The organism is Micromonospora sp. NPDC004551 (assembly GCF_040609975.1).
In the GTDB taxonomy this organism is placed as follows: domain Bacteria; phylum Actinomycetota; class Actinomycetes; order Mycobacteriales; family Micromonosporaceae; genus Micromonospora.
In genome coordinates, this window is record NZ_JBEXLM010000017.1 from 87,106 (window position 1) to 102,523 (window position 15,418).

The 15,418-nt window shown below is 75.8% G+C and carries 17 protein-coding genes; 7 read left to right on the forward strand and 10 right to left on the reverse strand.

Annotated elements, in window-relative coordinates:
* Window positions 1-233: 233 nt before the first annotated feature.
* Both ABZW14_RS20605 and ABZW14_RS20610 read right to left on the reverse strand, forming a co-directional pair.
* Window positions 234-953: a DUF4367 domain-containing protein gene (locus ABZW14_RS20605; protein ID WP_355348688.1), complete on the reverse strand. Its 720-nt coding sequence runs from the start codon at window positions 951-953 to the stop codon at window positions 234-236.
* The gene (locus ABZW14_RS20610; protein WP_355348691.1) at window positions 946-1,401 is read right to left on the reverse strand and encodes an RNA polymerase sigma factor; all 456 of its coding nucleotides are present in this window, start codon (window positions 1,399-1,401) and stop codon (window positions 946-948) included. The genes ABZW14_RS20605 and ABZW14_RS20610 overlap by 8 nt, the downstream gene beginning before the upstream one ends.
* A gap of 200 nt (window positions 1,402-1,601) precedes the next feature.
* Between ABZW14_RS20610 and ABZW14_RS20615 the strand changes: the two genes are divergently transcribed.
* From ABZW14_RS20615 to ABZW14_RS20625, 3 genes are all read left to right on the forward strand, one after another.
* The gene (locus ABZW14_RS20615; RefSeq protein WP_355348693.1) at window positions 1,602-2,852 is read left to right on the forward strand and encodes a hypothetical protein; all 1,251 of its coding nucleotides are present in this window, start codon (window positions 1,602-1,604) and stop codon (window positions 2,850-2,852) included.
* Between the two features lie 94 nt (window positions 2,853-2,946).
* Entirely contained in the window at window positions 2,947-3,333 is a 387-nt protein-coding gene (locus ABZW14_RS20620; RefSeq protein WP_355348696.1) for an Imm1 family immunity protein, read from the forward strand.
* 208 nt (window positions 3,334-3,541) lie between these two features.
* On the forward strand, window positions 3,542-4,747 hold the full coding sequence (locus ABZW14_RS20625; protein ID WP_355348699.1) for a D-alanyl-D-alanine carboxypeptidase: 1,206 nt from the start codon (window positions 3,542-3,544) through the stop codon (window positions 4,745-4,747).
* Between the two features lie 4 nt (window positions 4,748-4,751).
* Here ABZW14_RS20625 and ABZW14_RS20630 read toward each other — a convergent pair whose 3' ends face one another.
* Both ABZW14_RS20630 and ABZW14_RS20635 read right to left on the reverse strand, forming a co-directional pair.
* Window positions 4,752-5,966, reverse strand: coding sequence for an FUSC family protein (locus tag ABZW14_RS20630; RefSeq protein ID WP_355348702.1), 1,215 nt, complete (start codon window positions 5,964-5,966; stop codon window positions 4,752-4,754).
* A 94-nt stretch (window positions 5,967-6,060) separates the two neighbouring features.
* Complete coding sequence (locus tag ABZW14_RS20635; protein ID WP_355348705.1) at window positions 6,061-6,468, reverse strand: aldo/keto reductase; 408 nt, start codon at window positions 6,466-6,468, stop codon at window positions 6,061-6,063.
* A 62-nt stretch (window positions 6,469-6,530) separates the two neighbouring features.
* On the opposite strand from ABZW14_RS20635, the gene ABZW14_RS20640 reads away from it, so the two are divergent.
* Complete coding sequence (locus ABZW14_RS20640; protein ID WP_355348708.1) at window positions 6,531-6,872, forward strand: hypothetical protein; 342 nt, start codon at window positions 6,531-6,533, stop codon at window positions 6,870-6,872.
* 13 nt (window positions 6,873-6,885) lie between these two features.
* On the opposite strand, the gene ABZW14_RS20645 is transcribed toward ABZW14_RS20640, so the two are convergent.
* Complete coding sequence (locus ABZW14_RS20645) at window positions 6,886-7,851, reverse strand: DUF5937 family protein (protein ID WP_355348711.1); 966 nt, start codon at window positions 7,849-7,851, stop codon at window positions 6,886-6,888.
* A 75-nt stretch (window positions 7,852-7,926) separates the two neighbouring features.
* Between ABZW14_RS20645 and ABZW14_RS20650 the strand changes: the two genes are divergently transcribed.
* Window positions 7,927-9,186: an MFS transporter gene (locus ABZW14_RS20650; RefSeq protein ID WP_355348713.1), complete on the forward strand. Its 1,260-nt coding sequence runs from the start codon at window positions 7,927-7,929 to the stop codon at window positions 9,184-9,186.
* A 48-nt stretch (window positions 9,187-9,234) separates the two neighbouring features.
* Window positions 9,235-9,960, forward strand: coding sequence for a sulfite exporter TauE/SafE family protein (locus ABZW14_RS20655; protein WP_355348716.1), 726 nt, complete (start codon window positions 9,235-9,237; stop codon window positions 9,958-9,960).
* A 43-nt stretch (window positions 9,961-10,003) separates the two neighbouring features.
* Here ABZW14_RS20655 and ABZW14_RS20660 read toward each other — a convergent pair whose 3' ends face one another.
* The 5 genes from ABZW14_RS20660 to ABZW14_RS20680 form a co-directional block, all read right to left on the reverse strand.
* Window positions 10,004-11,023 (reverse strand): HAMP domain-containing sensor histidine kinase, encoded by a 1,020-nt coding sequence (locus ABZW14_RS20660; RefSeq protein WP_355348719.1) that lies wholly within the window; start codon window positions 11,021-11,023, stop codon window positions 10,004-10,006.
* Window positions 11,016-11,711 carry a response regulator transcription factor gene (locus ABZW14_RS20665; RefSeq protein WP_355348722.1) on the reverse strand — a complete coding sequence of 232 codons (696 nt, stop codon included), beginning with the start codon at window positions 11,709-11,711 and terminating at the stop codon, window positions 11,016-11,018. Before ABZW14_RS20665 ends, ABZW14_RS20660 begins: the two co-directional genes overlap by 8 nt.
* A gap of 106 nt (window positions 11,712-11,817) precedes the next feature.
* Window positions 11,818-12,447: a class I SAM-dependent methyltransferase gene (locus ABZW14_RS20670; protein ID WP_355348724.1), complete on the reverse strand. Its 630-nt coding sequence runs from the start codon at window positions 12,445-12,447 to the stop codon at window positions 11,818-11,820.
* Complete coding sequence (locus ABZW14_RS20675) at window positions 12,444-13,124, reverse strand: DUF2064 domain-containing protein (protein ID WP_355348727.1); 681 nt, start codon at window positions 13,122-13,124, stop codon at window positions 12,444-12,446. The genes ABZW14_RS20670 and ABZW14_RS20675 overlap by 4 nt, the downstream gene beginning before the upstream one ends.
* Window positions 13,121-13,795, reverse strand: coding sequence for a glycosyltransferase family 2 protein (locus ABZW14_RS20680; protein ID WP_355348730.1), 675 nt, complete (start codon window positions 13,793-13,795; stop codon window positions 13,121-13,123). Before ABZW14_RS20680 ends, ABZW14_RS20675 begins: the two co-directional genes overlap by 4 nt.
* A gap of 144 nt (window positions 13,796-13,939) precedes the next feature.
* Between ABZW14_RS20680 and ABZW14_RS20685 the strand changes: the two genes are divergently transcribed.
* Window positions 13,940-15,403, forward strand: a complete 1,464-nt coding sequence (locus ABZW14_RS20685) for a hypothetical protein (protein ID WP_355348733.1) — start codon at window positions 13,940-13,942, stop codon at window positions 15,401-15,403.
* Window positions 15,404-15,418 lie beyond the last annotated feature (15 nt).

A 15,418-nucleotide genomic window follows, 5' to 3' on the forward strand; every position in this document is an offset into this window, starting at 1 on the left:
CGGCAGGAGTCTTCCCCAGGAACCCATCCCGCACCTCCGGACCTCGTCGGTGCCGGTGGGCGGCACCCCTGTCCTCACGACACCGGCCGGGCGGCGCAGGTTCCCGGCGCGTCAGGCCGCCTGCGCCATCGGCATCAGGCCGGCTACTCGTCGTCGCCGCGGCCGGCGCCCGCTCGGGTGCTCCCGATGGCGCCGAGGTTCCGTGCGTGAGGGTCAAGCCGGCCCGGGTACGCCTAGTCCAGGGATCCGGCGATCCGGATCGCCTCGTCCCGGGTGAGATCGCCCTCCAGCCGGTAGCTGACACCGGCGTCCTCCCAGATCAGCGTGGCCGCGGCCAGCCGCGCGGTCTCGACGCGTACCGTGCCGGTGCGGTCGACGTAGGCCAGCTCGTGCGGACCGCCGATCCAGATGGCGAAGTCGCCGTCGACCTCGACCCAGGCGACGCCCGGCCCACTGACCTGCTTGGTGAAGACCGGGTCAAGCTGCCCGTCGAAGGCGTCGAGGCGCAGCGCACCACCGCGGTAGAGCAGCGTCACCACCCGGTACGCGCCCGTGCCGTCCGGGTCGGCGACCAGCACCTGCTCCGGGGCGCCCAGCGCGGCCGGTACGCGGATCGGGAAGCGCAGGTGCCGCTGCGCCTCGTCGAAGGCGGCGGACCGCTGCGCCGGCAACGGCGACGGCACGCCGGTGGGCGCCACCGGCACCGGGGTGGTGTCGATGACGATCCCGGAGAAGCGCAGCAGCCCCGTGACGGCGTCGGCGATCGCCGCCCGCCCCGGCGGCAGCAGGGCGACGAGCAGGGCGGCCAGCGCCGCGGCGAGCCAGTGGCGCCACCGGCGTCGCCGGCGTGGCGGCGCGGCCAGCCGGGCGCGCACCCGGGCGGCCACGTCGGGGACCTCGGGCTCCTCCAGCCAGGTGGCGAGGTCCCGTAGCTCGCGCTCGAGGTCATCCACGGGCCACCTCCTCGCGGTCGAGCAGGCTGCGCAGCTTGGCCAGGGCCCGGTACGTCCGTGACTTCACCGTGCCCCTGGGCCAGCCGAGCGTCGTCACGGTCTCCTCCTCGGTCAGGTCGAGAAGGTAGCGGCACACGATCACCTCGCGGTCCTTCACCGGCAGCCGGCGCAGCGCCGCCACCAGCGCGGCCCGGCGTTCCGCCGCGAGGACCCCGCCGACCGCGACGTCCTCGCCGACCGCCGCCCCGGGGTCCGCCGCGGTGGCCCGCAGGACGAGTCCGTCCCGCCGGCTTCGGGTCCGGTGCAGGTTGCGGGTCTCGTTGGCGACGATCGCGAGCAGCCAGGACCGGAAGGACGACTCACCGCGGTAGCGGGACAGGTTGCGGAACCCCTTCACGAACGCCTCCTGGATGACGTCCTCCGCGTCCGGCCCCGCGCCGAGCAGCACCGCCGTCCGGTGCGCGGACGCGGTGTGCCGGGCGACCAGGAGTTCGTATCCCTCCAGGTCACCGGCGCGAGCACGGGTGACAAGCTCGTCGTCGTCCAGTGGAGACCTCCGCTTCGACCACCCTCATGACACCGGTCGCGCGGCGCGGGTTCCACCTTCGCGGCACGGAACTTCGGTGGCTTCGAGGGTGTCACCTCGGCATGACCGTCACCATCTCTCGCCGTACCGTCCTGACCCTGCTCGCCGGCGCGGGCACCGCCGCACTGGCCGGCTGCGAGCCGACCCGGGGCCGGGCTCCGGCCCCGGCCGTCGCCGTTCCCGATCCGTTGCTCGTCCAGGTCGACGCCGGGCCGGGTCTCCTGCGCGGGAGCGACCGGCGCACGATCCCCCGTGCCGTCGCCAGCGCGGACGGCGCATGGATCTTCGCGACCGCACCCGCCGGCCGCGACACCGCCTGCTGGCGGATCGACACCACGACCGGCCACACCTCGGCGAAGTCGGTGCTGCCCGGGCGCTGGGTGCCCCAGGTGGTCTCCCCCGACGGGACGGGCGTCGCGCTCACCACGACCGGGGCGACGGTGAACGGCGACCGTCCATCCGGCCGGCAGGCGACGCCGGTGCTGGTCGCCGACGTCGGCGGGCTGCGGCAGCGGCTGGAACTGCCGGGCAACTTCGTCCCGGAGGCGTTCAGCGGGGACCGCAGCGGCCTGTTCGTGCTCGAATGGCTCCCGGCGACCGCGCCGGACCGTTACCGGGTGCGGGTCGTCGACCTCGCCACCGGCACGCCCGGCCCACTGGCCACGCGCGACAAGACGCCGGTCCCGCCCGGCGCCGAGGAGGAGATGCGCGGCGACGGGCGCCAGGCGGTGCTCGCCCCGGACCGGACCGTTCTGTACACGCTCTACACCCACCAGCCCGGCCACCGACACACCCGCGACCTCGTCAGCGGCCGACCCGGCAACGCGCACGCCTTCGTGCACACGTTGAAGCTGGTGGAGTGGTGGGCGTACTGCATCGACCTGCCGCACCCGTTCGGCGAGGCGGCCGCAACCGGCCACGCCATGGCGATCAGCCCCGACGGCGGCCGGCTCCTCGTCGCCGACGTCTCGTCGGGCACCGTCGCGGACATCTCCACCGAGGACCTGGCGGTACGCCGGACAGTGCCGCAGGACCGCGCGACCGGCAACGCCCACGCCGCGGCGAGCCCCGACCGTCTCTTCCTCGCCGCCGGTACGGCGGTCCGGGCTCTGGACCTCACCCGGCTGACCCGGGCGGTGGACTGGGCGGTACGTGAGGCGGTCACGGGCCTCGTGCCCAGCCGCGACGGCAGTCGTCTCTACGTGGGGCAGCGGGACTCGGTGAGCTGGCACGATCCCGGCACGGGCCGCGAACTCGGCCGCGTCCCGGTCCCCGGTCTCGTCGCCCTGCGCGGGCTGGCCGGCTCCGCCTGACGCCGGGCCGAAGGCGGGGCCGTCGCCGCGGCCGGTCGGCAATAAGCTGAGTCCTCCCGGGTCGGGCCACCATCAGGAATCGGGTGAGGACACCGTGCAGGCGTGGATCGACGGCACCGCCGCGGCAGTGGCCGACACTGCCGACCTCGATGCGATCCTGGGCGCCGAACCGCCCGGGGGTGTGACCCTCGCCAGTGACGACGGCCGGCGCACCCTGCATGTCACCTGCTCCGGCGATCGGTCCGGCCTGTTCTGGGAGACCGAGACCGACCTGCTGCTGTCCTGGGGACCGGTGCCGCCCGGCGCCCCGGCCGGCCAGGTCGTCGGCGACGCCGAGTACGCGTACGACAACCCCTGGTTCGCCCTTCCCGACGGCGGCGAGCCGTTCGAGATCACCACCGCCCAGGCCCGCCGGGCAGCCCACGAATTCCTGCGCACCGGTGAGCGGCCCACCAGCGTCCAATGGGTCGTCAAACCGTAGAACCCGTGCGCGCCGGGCTGCCGGTTGCCGTCCCGACTACGCCGATTCGCGCTCATCGGCCCCGCTCGTCCCCGGGTCAAAGCACCGCGAAACGGCACAGGGCGATCAGAAGAGTGCCGCGAGGCCGAGGCCGGAATTTCCCGCCCTCCCGGGACCACTTTCGGCAACGGGGCCGTGCCCGCGTGGTAGGCGATTACGGTCCTTTGACGTGGCCTTCTTTCGTATCGCCGCGGTGGCGCTCAGCGCCCTCGTGACCACGCCGGCCCTGGTGTCCGCGTCACCGGCGCGGGCCGCCGCGCCGTACGTGCCCTGCCCGGCCGTGAAGCCGCCGGTCGCCCCACCGCCCGCGCCGTCGCCGCCTCCGGTCGGTGCCGCCGACCTGGCCGTGGGCGGCGAGTCGCTGGCGACGGCGGGTCTGTCCATTCCGTCCGGTGCGCCGGCCGCCCCGGCGGTGACCGCCACCTCGTGGCTGGTGGCCGACCTCGACAGCGGCGCGGTGCTGGGCGGGTGCGGGCCGCACGAACGCCGCACCCCGGCCAGCGTGCAGAAGATGCTGCTGGCCGCGGCCCTGATGCCGCACCTCGACCCGGCGCAGGTGGTCGAGGTGACCCGGGCGGATCTGCAGGATCTCGATCCGGCCAGTTCGGTGATGGGGCTGGTGCCCGGCGGCCGGTACTCGGTCGAGAGCCTGTGGCTGGGCCTTCTCCTCAGGTCGGGCAACGACGCGGCCAACGTGCTGGCCCGCGTGGGCGGCGGCGCCGCCGGCCGGCAGGGCGGCGTGCAGGCGATGAACGACGAGGCGCACCGGCTCGGTGCGAACCAGACCCACGCGGCGACTCCGTCCGGTCTGGACGGTCCCGGTCAGTACACCAGCGCGTACGACCTGGCGCTGATCGCGCGCGCCACCTACGCCCGCCCGGACTTCCGGCGGTACGCCGCCACCCGGGTGGCGGAGATCCCGGCGGAGCCGGGGAGGCCGGGCTTCTCCATCACCCACGACAACACGCTGCTGGACCACTACCCGGGGACGCTCGGCGGGAAGACGGGCTTCACCGACCTGGCCCGGCAGACGTACGTGGGGGTGGCCGAACGCGACGGCCGGCGGCTCGCCGTGACCCTGCTCGGCGCGGAGACCGCGCCGCTGGGCAGCCTGGGCGAGGCGGCGGCCCTGCTGAACTGGGGCTTCGCCCTCGCACCCGGCGCGTCGGTCGGCCGCCTGGTCACTCCGGACGAGCTGAAGAAGTACGACCATCCCGTCGCCCAGGTCAAGGCCGGGCAGCACGGGCCGGCTCAGTCCGGGCGGTCGATGTCGTGGCTGGTCGTCCTCGGTCCCGGCGCCGTCGGTGTCCTGACCGTCCTGCTCCTGGCGGCGCCCCGGCGCCGGCGGGCGGCGCGGGCGGCGGCCAAGCCGTAGGGGATCAGCGCGGCTTGTTCCCTGCCCGCACCGATTCCGCGCCGCGTTGAGCCGCCTGCCGCACCTCGTCGTTGGCGGCGGTGGCGTCGCAGCCGGTGGCGCGCAGGAGATCGCTCGCGGCGGTGCGCAGCTGGGTGATCACGGCCTCCCCGAACTCGTCGACGCCGAGCCTGCGGGCGCGGCCGGCCGCGTGCACGGCGTCGCACACCGCACGGCGGGTCTTCTCGGTGGGGCGTCCGGCGCGATGTTCGACGCGCAGCAGTTCGACCGCGTCGGCGAGTCGCCCGACACTGGTCGCCAGTTCGGGTGGGACCCGCTCCTGGTACTGCAACGCCATCGCCGATCGGCGGGCGACGCCGCGGCTGTGTTCGATGATGCGTTCCAGGAGCCGGGTGGCCTGCCCGAAGCGCTCCACATCCCTCCTGCGCAGCCAGCGTGCCGGGGCCAGACTGACCACCTCCTCGGCGCCGCTGAGCGCCTGGTGCAGCCGCTCCAGGTCCGGCCCCATGCTGCGGAGTGCGGTGAGGGCGCGGACGGCCCGTTCCCGGTCGTGGTGGGTCAGCGATGCGGCCACCTCCCGGAGTTCGTGCGCGAGACCGGCGAAGACCGGTGCGGCGTCACGGTCGAGGATCCGCATCGGGTTCAACGGCAGCAGCAGCGCCACGACCAGGAGGCCGACCACTCCCCCGACGGTGGCCTCCACGATCCGCGGCCATTCGAGGTCCTTCTGCGCCGGTGCCAGGGTGGCCAGCAGGACGGCGGTGCCGCCGGCCTGCCCGACGGCCGCTCCGCTGCGTCCGAACAGCACGAGGGTCGTGAGGATGGCGCCGCCGACGACGAGCCCGGTCTGCCAGAAGCCGGTGCCGAGCACGGTCAGCAGGAAGTCGGTGGTGGCGATGCCGAGACCGACCCCGAGCAGCAGTTCGATCGTCCGGTGGGCGCGCTGGCCGAGTGCGGCGACGATCGTGCCGACCGCGGCGGACGGGGCGAAGACGGGTGCCGGGTTGCCCAGCACGTCGTGCCCGATCCGCCAGGCCAGCGCGGCGGCGAGACCCGCCTGCACCGAGATCACCGAGGCGGCCTCCAACTGCCGGAGCCGCAGGCGGCCCGCCCCGGCTCCGCGTCGCCGAAGCTCGGCGGCGACCGCCCCGACGTGGGCGCTGTGGCGGCCACGTCGGGACGGGCCGAGGCCCGGCAGACGGCGACCACGAGAACCCATCGAGCACTCGTACCACGCCGACACTCGGCCACGCCGGTAGTCGACAGAATGATCTCGGCCGCCGCACGGTCGCACCGGGCGGACGGGAGCCGGGTCACCAGGCGTACGCCTCGGGCGCGGGCTTGGCCCCGTTCGGCGCGGGCGCCGGGAACAGCCCGTCGAGCCGGGCCAGGATGTCGTCGTCGAGCGTGATCTCCAGTGCGCGCAGCGAGCCGTCGAGCTGCTCGGCCGTCCGCGGTCCGATGATCGGCCCGGTCACGCCGTCCTGCGCGAGCAGCCACGCGAGCCCGACGTGGGCCGGGTGCTCGCCGATGTCGGCCCACAGCCTCTCGTACGCCTCGATGGTCTCGCGATGCCGGTCCAGCGTGTCGGCCGCGCGTCCCGAGCCACTGCGGGAGGCGCCGCCCTGTTCGCGCTTGCGCAGGGCGCCACCGAGCACGCCGCCGTTCAACGGCCCCCACGGGATCACGCCCAGGCCGTACGCCCGGGCCGCGGGCAGCACCTCCAGCTCGGCCCAGCTGGCGGCAGGTCTCCGGCGATGGCACCGCGGTCGTCGCGCGGGCGGTGGAGACACGGCCGGACGTGGCGGTGCTGGACCTCGGCATGCCCGGGCAGGACGGGTTGACCGCCGCGACCGGGCTGCGTGTCGCCCTGCCGTCGTGCCGGTCGCTGCTGGTCACCGCGCTCGCGGTCATCGCGTGGGAGACCCCGGACAACCCGTTGACCGAGCGCGAGGTGCAGATCCTGCGCCGCGCGGGCGACCGGCGCCTCGGCGAGCGAGATCGCGCGGGAGCTCTTCCTGTCGGTCGGCACGGTCCGCAACCACTCACCTCGGCCACCACGAAGCTGCACGCCCGCAACCGGGTCGACGCCATCCGCATCGCGACGGAGACGGGGTGGCTCTAGGCCCCTCAGCGGGTCACTCGCCGAGGAGCGCATCGCCTCGCGGGGTGCGCACGTAGAACACCAGACGACCGGCCCGCTGCCGGCTGACCAGGCCGGCGGTCACGAGCCGGGAGAGGTGGGCCGAGACGCCGCTCGGGGTCAGCCCGGCGCGGCGGGCCAGCGACGTCGTCGTCGACGGAGTGGCCAGCTCGACCAGCAGGGCCGCGCGAGCCGCGCCGACCACCGGGGCGAGATCGGCCGCGGGTGGACCGCCGTGCCACATCGAGCCCGCCCCACGCGCCGGATAACGCAACACGGGCGCCCAGGGTTCCGACGCCTTGACGAACACATTCGGCCACGCGAACAGCGACGGCACGAGCACCAGGCCACGGCCGCCGAGCGCGTACTCCCGGTCCATATTGGGCCGGTCCACCGACAGGAGGTCGTCCGACCACGAGATCGCGGGATCGAGTCCGGGGAACATGCGGTGCGGGCCGTCGTCCGCCAGCCGCCGCGCCCGGAACATGACGTCGCCCTCCAGGATCCCCCGCATCCGCCCCCAGTAGGGCGCCAGCGCGAGACCCCAGTAGGCCCGCATCTGCTCCACGATCAGCGGAAGGGTCCGGCGCGGTGCCCGGCGGAGGTCCGACAGCGAGGCCGGCAGCCGGTCGCCGTACACCGTGGCGAGGTCGTCGCGGACGACCGCCGCCGGCGTCTCGCGGACCGCCGCGAACTCGGCCTCGGGCTCGGCGACGGGTGAGTGCGGCGCCGGCGCGAGGAAGCCCGGCAGCCGCCGCTCCGGTGTGAGCACCAGGTCCCGCAGGTGACGCAGCTCGGGTGCGGCCAGCACCGCGGCCCGGTGCCGGGTCACCCACGGCAGGTGTACGGCGTGCGCGCCGGGATCGCGGAGCACCCGCAGGCTCGCGACGACCTCCCAGGCGGGCGAGATCGCGAACCGCACGCTCGCGAGATCGGCCAGCGACAGCGACATCCGCAGCATCAGTCCGCCCTCCCGAGGATTCACTCTAGATTGAATCGCTAACGCGCGGCGGAGGCCACCGCCGAAGGTGCGGGCATGTCGATCCAGCACGCGCCCCGCCAGTTGCACGACGCCCCGTCCCTGCCCCGCGACTTCACCCGTTACCTCGTCGCCGCCGTGGCGGCGAAGTGGGGCTTCAACATCGCCAAGGTGGCCGTTCCGCTCGTCGCCATCACGTCGCTCGGCGCCGGTCCGGGCGCGGCGGGTGCGCTGGCCGCCGCGGGCACCGCCCCGTTCCTGCTGCTCGGGTTGCCGGCCGGCGCCTGGCTCGACCGGGTCGCCCGCCGCCCCGTCATGATCGCCATGGATCTCGTCCGGTTCGTGCTGATCGGCTCGGTGCCGATCGCTGCCGCGGCCTCCGCCCTGACCATGACCCAGCTCTGGGTGGTGGTGTTCCTCAACGGCGTCGCGACCGTCTTCTTCGACGTCGCGGTGCAGAGCCACCTGCCGGACCTCGTCAGCGGCGGCGACGGCCGACGCCTGGTCGCGGCCAACGGGCGGCTCGGCATCGTGGACCAGATGGCGCTGGTCGGCGGCCCCGCCCTCGCCGGCTGGCTGATCGGGCTGTCGACCGCGGCGGCGGTGCTGGCCGCCACGGCACTCGGCTACCTGTGGTCGGCGCTGTGGATCCGGCGCGTCGAACGGCCGGAGCCACGCCGGGCCGACGCCGTACGCCGCTCGCTCGGGGCCGAGGTGCGCGAAGGCGTGTCGTTCGTCCGGCGCAACCACACCCTGCGGGCGATCGCCGTCGCCGGCGCGCTCGTGAACTTCGCGACCGCGGGCACGGTGGCGATGCTGCCGCTGCTGCTGGTCCGGGAACTGCACTGGTCGGAGAGCCAGCTGGGCCTCTTCCTCGGCGCCGGCGGGGCCGGTGGCCTGCTCGGGGCGTTCTGCGGGGAGCGGCTGGCACGGGCCCTCGGCGCGGGCCGGTCGGTGCTGGCGATCGGGCTGGCCATCGCCCCGGTCTCGCTCGTGCTGCCGCTCGTCGGTCGGCCCGTTCCCGGCCCGGTCGCCGCGCTCGCGTGGGCACTGGTGATCTTCAAGGTCGGCTCCGACAGCGTGGTCCTCATGTCGTTCCGTCAGCACGTGACGCCGTCCCGGCTCCTGGGCCGCGTGAACGGCACCCTGCGCGTGGTCTTCAGTGGCGCGCTCACGCTCGGTGCGGCGACGGCGGCGTTCGTCGGCGATCACGCCGGTCCGCGCGCCGCCACCTGGATCGCCTGCACCGCCCTCGCGCTCGTGTGGGTGCCGATCCTGCGCTCCCCGATGCGCCGGCAGACCCTCGGCGCATCCTGACAAGCACGGACGGGCCGGCCGCCGCGGGATGCTGGCAGTCTGGGCCGCATGCACCAGCTGCCGGTCCTGGCGGCGGCCTCGGCCGCCACCTTCGTGCTGGCCGTGCTGTCGGCGGTCGCCGGATTCGGCGGCGGGGTGCTGCTCCTGCCGGTGTTCACCGCCCTGTTCGGGCTGCGGGTGGCGGTGCCCATGCTGACCTTGACCCAGCTCGCCGGCAACGCCTCCCGGGTGTGGCTCAACCGCCGGGAGCTGCACTGGCCGCTGGTCGGCTGGTTCGCCACCGGCGCGGTACCCTTCGCGGTCGCCGGCGGGCTGCTGCTCGCCCACGCCCCGCTGACCCCGCTCAAGCGGCTGCTCGGGGTGTTCCTCATCGGCGTGGTCGTCTGGCGGCGCCGCACCCCGCACCCCCGGAGACCCGGCGACCGGGCCTTCACCGCCGTCGGCGCCGCCTCCGGCCTCGGCTCGGCTCTGCTGGGTTCCGTCGGCCCGCTGACCGCCCCGTTCTTCCTCGCCTACGGCCTGTCCCGCGCCGCCTACATCGGCACCGAAGCCGCGAGCGCCCTGAGCATGCACCTGTCGAAGATCGTCGCGTACGGCGCCGGCGACCTCCTCGGCCGACAGGTGCTGCTCTTCGGCATTGCCCTCACACCGGCCGCCCTCGCCGGAACCTGGGTCGGCAGAAGGATCGTGGGCCGCATCAGCGACCGGGTCTTCGTGATCTGCGTCGAGATCGGCCTCGTCGCCGCCGGCCTCCTGTTCCTCGCCGGACTCTGATCGGCCGACGACGCCACCCGTCCACCGGTCCGGCACCCTCGGGTCACGCCGGCGACGGCAGCCGGACGACGAACCGGCAGCCGTCGCCGACGTTGCGCACCTCGACCCGGCCGCCGTGCGCCTCGACCAGGCCGCGCACGATGGCCAGCCCGAGCCCGCCCGAACCGCCGGCGTCGGCTGCGCGCGGGGTGCGCGCCGGCTCGCCCCGGAACGCCACGTCGAACACCCGGGGCAGGTCGCGCTCCGGGATCCCGCCGCAGGTGTCCGCGACGGCCAGCCAGGCGGTGCCGGCGTCCCGGCCGGTGTCCACCCGGACGGTGCCGTCCTCCGGGGTGTAGCGCACCGCGTTGAGCAGCAGGTTCCCCACCACCCGGGCCAGTTCGGGCTCGCTCGCGGTCACGGTCGGCCAGCCCGACTCCGGGGCGAGCAGCCGGATCCGCCGCGCGGCGGCCAGCGGCGCGGTGCCGGCCAGCGCGTCGGACACCACGTCGCCGAGCGGCACCGCGGACAGCGACAGCCGCAGCGCGCCCGCGTTGATCCGGGACAGCTCGAACAGGTCGTCGACCAGCCGGGTCATCCGGTCGGTCTCCAACCGGATCCGGCGGTGGTACTCGGCCACCGTCGCCGGATCGTCCACCACCCCGTCCTCCAACGCCTCGGCCATGGCCCGCAGCCCGGCGAGCGGGGTGCGCAGGTCGTGGGAGACCCAGGCGACCAGGTCCCGGCGGCCCTTCTCGATCCGGCGCTCCCGCTCCCGGGCCTGGTCGGCCCAGACCGCCGCGGCGGCCAGCCGGCGACCGAACAGCCAGCCGACCGCGAGGCTCACCACCGCGGCGGCGGACAGCGTGGTCAGCACCACCTCGAGGTCGTGCGGGGAGAGGAACATCGCCTCGGCCACCACCGCCACCCCGGCCGCCACCGCAGCGACCGTCATTGCGAGCAGGACGGAGATGTGCACGGTGATCGACCGGCCGCGCAGCGACCGCAGCGCCACGGCTCCGGCCAGCCCGACGGCGAGCGCCGCGACCAGGGCCGCCCCGAAGATCAGCGCCAGGTCACGCATCGGCTGGCTCGTACCGGTAGCCGACGCCCCAGACCGTGACGATCCGGCGCGGGTCGGCCGGGTCCGTCTCGATCTTCTCCCGGAGCCGCCGCACGTGGACGGTCACCGTCGACTCGTCGCCGAAGCGCCACCCCCAGACCCGTTCCAGCAGCTCGGCTCGGCGGAACGCCCGCGCCGGGTGGCGCATCAGGTGCACCAGGAGGTCGAACTCGCGCAGGGTCAGGGACAGCTCCCGGCCGTGCAGCCGGGCCACCCGGGGGCCGGTCGCCACCTCCAGTCCGCCGTCGGCGAGCAGTTCCGGGGGTACGCCGGCCGGGTCGCCGCCCGCCCGCCGCAGCACCGAGCGGACTCGCAGGACCAGCTCGCGCGGGGAGAACGGCTTGCTCAGGTAGTCGTCGGCGCCCAGTTGCAGGCCGAGGATCCGGTCGGCCTCGTCGCCGCGGGCGGTGAGCATGACGATGGGTACGCCGTCCGGCCGCTCCCGCAGCCGCCGGCAGACCTCCAGCCCGTCGAGCACCGGCAGCATGAGGTCGAGCACCACCAGGTGGGGCGGGCGCCGGGCCACGGCGGCGAGCGCTTCGGCCCCGTCCCCGACGTGCCCGACCTCGTAACCGGCGTGCTCCAGGTAGCGGCACACCACATCGGCGACCGTGCGGTCGTCGTCGACCACCAGCACCCGTTGCGCCACGGCGCACCTCCCCGTACCCGGAGGCCAGCGTAGCGACGCGGCGCGTCGACGGCGGAACGCCGCAGCTTGCGAAATCCTTACGGCGCCGCCGGGCGCCGATCGGCGGCTACGCGGTCACCAGCTCGGCGAACCAGCGGTGACCGGCGGGAAACACCTCGCGAACGGCGAGGCCGGCCGCCGCGGCCGGGCCGTGCACCGCCCGGGTGTCGAGCCGCGCCCAGCCGAAGCTCGGCCCCCGGTGCCGCCCGGACACCACGTGTGCCCGGCCCTGCCAGGTGCCGCTGCCGGGCGGGTCCAGCTCGACCAGGACGGTGCCCTCCGGGCGGAGCAGCTCCCGGCACCGGTGCAGCAGCCGGCCAGGGTCGCCGCCGATGCCGATGTTGCCGTCCAGCAGCACCACGTGCCGCCACCGGCCCTCGGCGGGCAGCGGTGCGAAGAGGTCGGCCTGCACCGCGACCGCGCCGCGCGCCCGGGTCAGGGCCACCGCCCGGGCCGAGACGTCGATCCCCACGGTGGCCAGCCCGGCCCGGGTCAGGGCCGCGGTGACCCGGCCCGGCCCGCAGCCCAGGTCCAGCGTCGGGCCGGCGCAGCGGGACACCACCGGAACGGTCGCCGCCTCGGCCGGCCCGTGCCACCGCTCCACCGGCAGCCGGCGGCGCGTCCCGTCGGCCTGCACCAGCCAGTGCGCGTCGGCGTCCCGGTGCCGCAGCGCCGTGGCGAACCCGTCGTCGCTCACCGCCGGCCCCCGACCGGCCGCCGTGCGGCGGCGACCTCCCGGGCGAAGCGGCCGGTGGGGACCAGACCGGTCACCGCGAGCGCGTCGGTCCAGTCGTCCACGTCGCGCAGCACCGGCAGCGTCCCGATCCGCAGGCCGCGCCCCGCCAGCGCCGCCCGGGTGCGCCGCCCGGTGTCGGGGGTGGACATCGGCAGCCCGCGCAGGGCCGTCGCCTGCCGGGGGTCGCGCAGGCCCAGCGCCCACCAGCCGCCGTCCACGGCCGGGCCGAGCACCGCGTCGGTCCCGGTCGCCCCGAGCCGGCGTACGGCGGCGGCCAGCCGGGCCGCGGTGAGCTGCGGCGTGTCCATGCCGATCTGGAGCACGGCCCGCCCCGGGTACGCGGCGGCCACGTCGGCGTGTGCGTGCGCGAGCCGGTCGGCGAGATCGTCGCCGCGCTGCGGCAGCACCGGCCAGCCGGCGACCGCGGCGGCGAGGTCCGGCCCGTCCTCGGCATCGGCGAGCCGGCCGGCCAGCGCCAGCACCGGTACGACCCCCGGGGTGGCGGCGACGGCGTCGAGGGTGTCGCGCAGCGCGGCCGCGGCGATCCGGGCCGCCTGGGCGGGCTCGGCGGGCGGGCAGAGCCGCGTCTTGACCGCCCCGGCCACGGGCGCCTTGGCCACCACCAGCAGAACGGTCACCGCCGGCCGTCCACGGTGCGCAGCACGGCGAGGAAGTCCCGGGTGGCGCGGACCGTGCCCCGGACGGAGCCGGAGACCTTGGAGCGGGTCCCGGCGGCGCGCGGGGCGTAGCGGACGTCGCGCTCGTGGATCCGCCAGCCGGCCGCGGCGGCGCGGATCATCAGTTCGAGGGGGTAGCCGAAGGCGCGGTCGGTGACCCCGAGGGCGAGCAGGGCGTCCCGCCGGGCCACCCGGATCGGGCTGAGGTCGCGCAGCGGCACCCCGCGCTGCCGCAGCAGCGCGGCGACCAGCGCCGTTCCGGCCCGGGCGTGCCACGGCCAGGCCCCGGCGGAGACCGGCCGGCGCCGGCCCACCGCCAGGTCGGCGGTCCCGGCCGCCACCGGGGCGACCAGGGCGGGCAGCTCACGGGGGTCGAAGGAGCCGTCGGCGTCGAGCACGCAGACCAGCTCGGTCTCGGCGTGTTCCAGGCCGGCGTGCACGGCCGCCCCGTAGCCCCGGCGGGGCTCCCGCACCACCCGCGCGCCGTGCCGGGCCGCCACCTCCGGTGAGCCGTCCCGGGACCCGTTGTCGACCACGATCGCCCGGTAGCCGGGCGGCAGCGCGGTCAGCACGCCGGGCAGGGCGGCGGCCTCGTCGAGGCACGGCAGCACCACGTCGATCTGTGTCGGCATGCCGCCGACGCTAGGCCGGTCCGCGCCGCGCGGGGCCCGATCGCGCTTACGGAACCCTTACCGAGCAGGCATTTCTTACCATCCGGTGACAACCCGGCGGAAGTGCTGCCCCGACGTGCCGACGGGCCGTACCGTCCGGTCGTCATGAGATCCGCAGCCACCCTGCACCGCGTTCCCGGCCCGCGCCGGGCCACCACCGGGCACCGGGGCGACCTGGTAGCGCTGGCCGTCGAGGCGGTGCTGCTGGCCGCCGCGGTCGTGGCCGGGCTGGTGCTCAACGGGCGCGGTGCGGGGCTGCACGCGGACGCCGCGCCGCTCTACGCCACCTGGCGCCCGCACGCCGGCTGGGGCACCCCACTCGCCCTGCTGGTCGCGGTGGTCGTGCTCGGGCCGGGCCTGCGCTGGGCGCAGACCGCCCGCTGGGGCCGGCTGCTGGTCGCCGGCTGGCTGGCCGCGGTGGCCTGGACGCTGTCGCTGGCCCTGGTGGACGGCTGGTCGGCCGGACTGACCCGGCGGCTCACCGTGCAGGCGGAGTACCTGCACGAGGTGCCCGGCGTCGGCGACATCCCCCGCATGCTGGCCGGATTCACCGACCGGATCCTCGACTTCCAGCCCGACTCCTGGTCCACGCACACCGCCGGGCACCCGCCGGGCGCCCTGCTGGTCTTCGTCTGGCTGGACCGGATCGGCCTGGGCGGCGGCACCGCCGCGGCGCTCTGCTGCGTGCTGGTCGGCGCGACCGCCACGGTCTCGGTGCCGGTCACCCTGCGCGCGCTGGGCGCCGCCGAGGCGGCCCGGGCGGTCCTGCCGTTCCTGGTGCTGCTGCCCGGCGCCGTCTGGCTGGGCGCCTCCGGCGACGCGGTCTTCACCGGCGTGGTCGCCGCCGGGCTGGCCCTGCTGGCGGTACGCGGGCCGCTCACTGCGCTGGCCGGCGGGCTGCTGCTCGGTTTCGCACTGCACCTCTCGTACGGGTTCGTGCTGGTCGGCGTCCTGGCGGTGGTCGTGCTGGCGCTGCGCCGCGACCGCCACCGGACCGTGCTGCTCGCCGCGGCGGCCGGCGTCGCCGTGGTCACCGCGCTGTTCGTGACGGCCGGCTTCCGCTGGTGGGAGGGGTACGACCGGGTGGTCGAGCGCTACTACCAGGGCTGGGCGGCCGACCGCCCGTACGCCTACTGGGTCTGGGCGAACCTGGCGGCGTTGCTGCTGTCCGCCGGGCCGGTGCTCGGCCCGGCGCTGCGCCGCGCGGTGCTCGCGGCCCCGGCCGCCTGGCGCTCGGCCGGCTCCGGGCGGGGCGGCCCGCTCGGTGACCGGGCGCCCGGCCGGCGGGACGTCGGCCTCGGCGGTCCCCGCGGGTTCGTCCGGCCGTGGGTGGCGCGGGTGCTCGCGCTCGGACCGGCCGTGCTGCTGCCGGCCGCGGCCGCGCTGGCGGTGGCCGCCGCCGACCTTTCCGGGATGAGCAAGGCCGAGGTGGAGCGGATCTGGCTGCCGTTCGCGGTCTGGCTCCTGGTCGCGGCGGCACACCTGCCCGCACGAACCCACCGCTGGTGGCTGACCGCCCAGGCACTCACCGCCCTCGCGGTCAACCACCTGCTGCTCACGGTCTCCTGATCACACCGGTTGGCG

What these genes read in the sequence shown, in the direction of transcription:
- ABZW14_RS20660 (WP_355348719.1), bottom strand. Translation starts at nt 11,023, where the DNA reads ATGCGTGACCTGGCGCTGATCTTCGGGGCGGCCCTGGTCGCGGCGCTC.
- ABZW14_RS20630 (WP_355348702.1), bottom strand. Translation starts at nt 5,966, where the DNA reads ATGGGTTCTCGTGGTCGCCGTCTGCCGGGCCTCGGCCCGTCCCGACGT.
- ABZW14_RS20615 (WP_355348693.1), top strand. Translation starts at nt 1,602, where the DNA reads ATGACCGTCACCATCTCTCGCCGTACCGTCCTGACCCTGCTCGCCGGC.
- ABZW14_RS20655 (WP_355348716.1), top strand. Translation starts at nt 9,235, where the DNA reads ATGCACCAGCTGCCGGTCCTGGCGGCGGCCTCGGCCGCCACCTTCGTG.
- ABZW14_RS20645 (WP_355348711.1), bottom strand. Translation starts at nt 7,851, where the DNA reads ATGCTGCGGATGTCGCTGTCGCTGGCCGATCTCGCGAGCGTGCGGTTC.
- ABZW14_RS20650 (WP_355348713.1), top strand. Translation starts at nt 7,927, where the DNA reads ATGTCGATCCAGCACGCGCCCCGCCAGTTGCACGACGCCCCGTCCCTG.
- ABZW14_RS20680 (WP_355348730.1), bottom strand. Translation starts at nt 13,795, where the DNA reads ATGCCGACACAGATCGACGTGGTGCTGCCGTGCCTCGACGAGGCCGCC.
- ABZW14_RS20685 (WP_355348733.1), top strand. Translation starts at nt 13,940, where the DNA reads ATGAGATCCGCAGCCACCCTGCACCGCGTTCCCGGCCCGCGCCGGGCC.